The sequence below is a fragment of the Roseomonas genomospecies 6 genome, from assembly GCF_008365375.1.
Taxonomy (GTDB): domain Bacteria; phylum Pseudomonadota; class Alphaproteobacteria; order Azospirillales; family Azospirillaceae; genus Azospirillum.
Genome location: NZ_QOKW01000064.1, coordinates 1 through 4,032, shown reverse-complemented (window position 1 = coordinate 4,032; position 4,032 = coordinate 1). Strand labels below are relative to the sequence as shown.

Sequence of the window (4,032 nt, the reverse complement as noted above, 5' to 3'; positions counted from 1 at the left end):
ATCAACATGATTGCGCCAATAGCTCTCCAGATCCTGACCCGACATCCTCTTACCCCGCTGAGCTGCGACCAGCGGAATATTTCATGAACCACGATCACGTCGGATGTGTCGTCACACAACGCTTACGTTGTAGTAGATTTGCCTCACAATCCTGAGGGGCAGGCGAGCCATGGACATCGTGGGCAGTGAGCCGGCGACGCTAAAGGCGATCGGCAAGGATGAAAGGTGGCTCCAGGACTGGCTGTGCGAGGACCCCTCCAGGCTCGGCCTCGGCAGCGTCCTGGTCAAGGCGAAGGAGTTGCGGCACTTCACCGGCAAAGGCGGGCGGTTGGACATCCTGGCCTACAGCGCCGCGCTCGACACCTACTACGCGGTCGAAGTGATGCTCGGCGAATGCGACGCCGACCACGGATTCCGGGTGCTCGATTATTGGGCGAGAGAGCGCCTCAAGAAGCCAAACTCGCGCCATGTGGCGGTGCTGATCGCCGAGGATCTGTCGGGACGCTACAAGACGGTGATCGAGACCCTCGCCCAGTTCCTCCCGTTCATCGCGGTCGAGTTGAGGACACTGGTCGTCGGCGCCGATCCGAAGGTCGCGGTGACGTTCCCCGTCGTCTTCGCCCAGCCCGACGAGGCGTTGACCGATGTCGGCGATGAGCCGGCGACGGAGGACAAAGACCAGATGCCGCTCGACGAGGAAACCTGGACCAGTCAAAAGCCGGATTTCGTAAAGAACGCGCGCGAGATGCACAAGCTGTGCGCGGACAGAATCGGCCCAAGCAAAATCGATTTTTCAGCCAAGAGCCACGTGTCGCTCAAAAAGGGTACACGGTGCTGGTTGCCGATGTGGCCGCGCCGGGATGGCTTCTACGTCTACATCCCCGGAGGGCCCGGGGGGACCGACGACCAGCCGAACGACTTCTATGCCAGGGTCAAGAACGAGCTCGCGGATATCGGCGTCGAGCCGAGCTGGACCTACAAATACAACGCCGGCGCAAACCCGATCGGTTTCGCGGTGCCGCAGTCGCTGATCGGCCATTCGAAAATCATGGACGTGCTGTCCGTCGCCTACGCATACGCCTGAGACCCGATCTGATCCCGAGGTGGGTGGGACACACCGCTCGTTACGTATGAGGAAAGCAATGAGCATCCGCCTCGCCGACTTGATGAGGATGTTGCCCCCAGAAACCGAAGCGGAAGTGCGGCGCACCGTGCGCCGGCTGAACGCACCGATTCGCCAAGCGCTCCGTGCCGAGACCGGCCTCCGCCTACAGCAGTCCGCAGATGAGGAGACCGGAGAGGCCGGGGCTACGTTCACGGTCCGGGTCGCGGTCGACACCGCACTGCCGGACCGGCTCGAATCCTTCGAGATCGAAGAGGAAAAGGCGCTTGCCGTTCTCCTGGCGCCGTGGAGTTCCGTGCTTGGAACGACCGGGTACAATCTGGACGCCATCCTTCGACGGTTGCTGCCGAGCATCATGCGTAACGCCACATGGGGCGAGCGCTTCAGGGGTGCCGATGCGACTCTGCATGGCGCACTCATGTGCGTGCGGGCACTACACGAGGAGTCCCAACACTACGACCTGATCCACGCACTGTTCGACCACCGCGTCGAAACCGTCCACGACGACATTCTGGGAAGCTACGATCCCCGGCCGAACGGTACCCGTGACGCTGAAAGCCGGATCGAGATCTATTGGGGTGTGGTCGGCTTGTTCGCCCAGGTTCTCGGCGCACCGCTCGATTCCGTTACGGCTGTCGTACTCGCCCATGAACTGGCGCACGCCTACACGCATGCTGGACTCGACATCGACGGAGTGAGATGGAAGTCGAGTGATTTCCGCCGAAGCGAGGTGGCGATCGTGGAGGGGCTGGCGCAGTATTACGCCGAGCGCGCCTTGGCGCGTATCGTGCGTCAGTGCCCCGATGGTCCGAGAACCTTCGACCAGCTCCTCACCCGACAACGCGGTCCATACGTCACTCACCGGACATGGATGGAGAAGAAGACCTCCCCGGAGCAGGTGCGCTTCGGTTTGGTCGCGATTCGCCGGGATCATCAGGCAACCCTCCAACGCTTTGACGAGCTTCTCGAAGAGGCCCGCAGCCAAATCGGTCGTGGACGGCTGCGAGCCGGCGGAGTGCGCGACGGCGTCTCCGATCCATTTCTGGACGAGGCGTTTACTCTTTGACCGGTTCGACCTCGGCAAGCCCGCCAAATTCAGAGACGCGTGCGACCGCATCCGGACGGTCTCGGACGACCTGAGGCAGCACACCGATATGGACCGCGGCGTCGAGGGCCGCCTCCAGCCGGAAAGCAGCCCCAGAGTCCCCCTCTACGACATTCAAGGCGATCCGCCCGTCAGCATCCTTCTTGCCGGCGCGGGTCGTAATGGTGGATCGGGCCAGCGCCAGGAGGTTGAGGTGTGATGCCCGTCTCGATGGCCACCTCGAGCGGCGAGGACCTGCCGGGCGGCATCGAGGCTTTATTCGTCGGCATCAGCCTGCGCGTGGCCAGCTCCGGTGCCCGCACGCCACGCCTGCCCTGCTGCAGGTCTCGTGCTCGACGATCGACCAGATCCGGCGGATCGACACGCTGAGGCAAATCGAACCCCGGTCGAAGGGCACCGACCCGGCGCACGCTGACCGGCTCCGGCCGGGCTGCAGCCCGTTGACTGCGGCGGAGCCAGCCGGCGGCCAAGCTTCGAGTGCTTGGCAGCAACGCCGAACACGTGCTGTCTGGCGGCGCAGCTGTAGGCTAACCATCTTCGGTCCGGGTGAGTCTTCCTAAACCTCGAGCCCAGGGATCATCGCTTTGAAGAATGCCACAGCCCCCTCGACATTCTCGTCATAGGGGTGAGATTGCATCGGGTAGAGCAAATTCATGTACGCTGAAAAACGCCATCCCTGTCCGTCACGGACGAACAGCTTATAGCGAATACCATCGGATACGATGAAGCGCTGGCAGCTTGGATAGGCTTTGGCATAGACACTGGCCTGGTCTGCAGCATGACGCATGCCATCGAACAGGCGCTACGACTCGATGATGACCAGTGGATTGCTCACGCCTCTTTTGTAGGCCGTGTCGAAGAGAACGACATCCATTCGGTTCCACTCGATTTTCACCTTCTGCTCGGCCCAGCCGAGCGAGGTGAGAAGAGGAACGATCAAGAACGTCCTGATCTCGTGCTCGCCGACGTCGGCGCCATGCTTCTGGTACCACTGTGCGACCCGCCTCAGACGCCAGATGGTATCCGTCATCAGTTGTGCTCTTTGGACGGGGATCCCCTCGCTCATCAGCGCGTCGACCACCTCGTCCACGCTGATGCGCTTTCGTTCGATGGGGAGAGGGGTGGTTGCAGCATCTTGCCCAGAGGTCCAAACTTGGTCAGCGGCGGCAATCACTGAGGGAATGTTGACGCCCTTCAGCGTTCCCCGCGTAAGTCCGCCAACAATTTCTTGTGACCTGGGCGTCTTCCACCGAACGCTCCGGCAATGTTGGAGATCCCACCCTTCCACATCGGCGAAAACCTGAGAATGCAAATAATCTGAGACCACTTCACCGACAGCCAGGATTTCCCACTGTTGCGACGATGGGCGCTTCAGGATGAGGCGGTCTCCAATGGCCAAGTGCTCAGCAAAGGGCTTGATGAACGGCCGGCAAGAAGCACTGTCCAGATCGTTATAAGCGCCTTCGTTGCCGAAATATGGGCCGTCGGAGCCTGGGCCCACCAGAAAGACGCCATACTTCAAGAATACGTCAGCGTAATCGCGGTTCCCGTCCCCGGCTGCGCATTGCCACACGGCCATCTTACGACCTGCTCCCAATCTTTCAGCGAAAGCTTCGAGGACAAACCCGGCTCGACTTTCGCGCATGTACACCGAATGGATCGCTCCGCTGTGGTGTGCTAGTGCACTGACGCAGACATAGGATTCACAGCGGGCTGCTGGTATGCGATTCTGTCGGCATGGCCCAGACCGTCAGCGTCATCGTTGGAGCAGAGGATCGCGCGCGGTTGGCCGCGATCCTCGGCG

General features: G+C 61.5%; 3 protein-coding genes. 2 read left to right on the top strand and 1 reads right to left on the bottom strand.

Annotated elements, in window-relative coordinates; all coding sequences use genetic code 11:
• The first annotated feature begins 169 nt into the window (after positions 1 to 169).
• Both DS843_RS30655 and DS843_RS30650 read left to right on the top strand, forming a co-directional pair.
• On the top strand, positions 170 to 1,084 hold the full coding sequence (locus DS843_RS30655) for a hypothetical protein (protein WP_149472592.1): 915 nt from the start codon (positions 170 to 172) through the stop codon (positions 1,082 to 1,084).
• 58 nt (positions 1,085 to 1,142) lie between these two features.
• Entirely contained in the window at positions 1,143 to 2,189 is a 1,047-nt protein-coding gene (locus DS843_RS30650; RefSeq protein ID WP_149472591.1) for a hypothetical protein, read from the top strand.
• Positions 2,190 to 3,030: 841 nt separating this feature from the next.
• Here the strand turns inward: DS843_RS30650 and DS843_RS30645 are convergent.
• Positions 3,031 to 3,879 carry a hypothetical protein gene (locus DS843_RS30645; RefSeq protein ID WP_149472590.1) on the bottom strand — a complete coding sequence of 283 codons (849 nt, stop codon included), beginning with the start codon at positions 3,877 to 3,879 and terminating at the stop codon, positions 3,031 to 3,033.
• Positions 3,880 to 4,032 lie beyond the last annotated feature (153 nt).